The sequence below is a fragment of the Dietzia sp. NCCP-2495 genome (assembly GCF_026011735.1).
GTDB lineage: Bacteria > Actinomycetota > Actinomycetes > Mycobacteriales > Mycobacteriaceae > Dietzia.
Map to the genome: position 1 here is coordinate 1 of NZ_BRVN01000063.1, position 802 is coordinate 802.

General features: G+C 74.2%; 1 pseudogene. It reads left to right on the top strand.

Going from position 1 to position 802, the window contains the following annotated elements:
- A pseudogene (locus OPF83_RS17385) lies at positions 1 to 802 on the top strand (hypothetical protein); the annotation flags it as partial.

The following is an 802-nucleotide window of genomic DNA, read 5'->3' on the forward strand; positions in this document are numbered from 1 at the left end:
GGGCGATCGTCAACACCACCTACAGTCCGTCGGTGATGGACGCCAACCTCGACGACATCGACTTCACCTCTGCCTACCGCGTCGTCAGCGGTGCTGCGTTGGGTGGTCCGTCGGGGATCGACATGGCGCGGATCTGGAACACCGACGACCTTCCCCGACCCGCCCCGGCCGCAGCACCGAACGCCGACGCTGTCGCGGCGTATGCCGGCTCCGCACCCGGAGGAACAGGTGGAGCCGCAGCCGGCGGCGGGGCCGGCACAGGGGCTAACGGTGCAGGCGTGGCCGGAGCGGCGGGGGCGATGCCCACGGTCGATGCAGCAACTGAGCAGGCTCTGCTGGCATCACGCGGCGACTCTGGTGCGGCGGTGTTGGCCGGGCCTGGTGGTGCCGGTGGCACCGGTGGAGCGGGCGCCGGTGGCGCGGGTGGTGTGAACGCGGCGACGACCGCGGCCGGGGCACCATTCGCCCCCATCGCCACCGGACACGGCGCCGGTGGCGGTGCCGGGGCGGGCGCGGCCGGAGCCCGAGGCGGTCGTGGATCGAATAATGGCCGGAATCGTAGGCAGGGGTTCGGCAATGCCGCTGGCCTGATCGGAGGCGGTGGTGCCGCTGCCGCTGGTGCGGGCGCGATGCGCATGGGCGGGGCCGGGACACTGGCCGGACTCGGCTCGGCCGCAGGACCGGGTGCGGGCGGGCCGATCGCGGGTTCGCCCGGGCTGGGAGCAGGATCGGTCCCCGGAGCCGGTGCTGCTACTGGTGGGGCGGGCGCGGTGTCGTCGTCGTCCGGTGGTGCCGCGGCAGG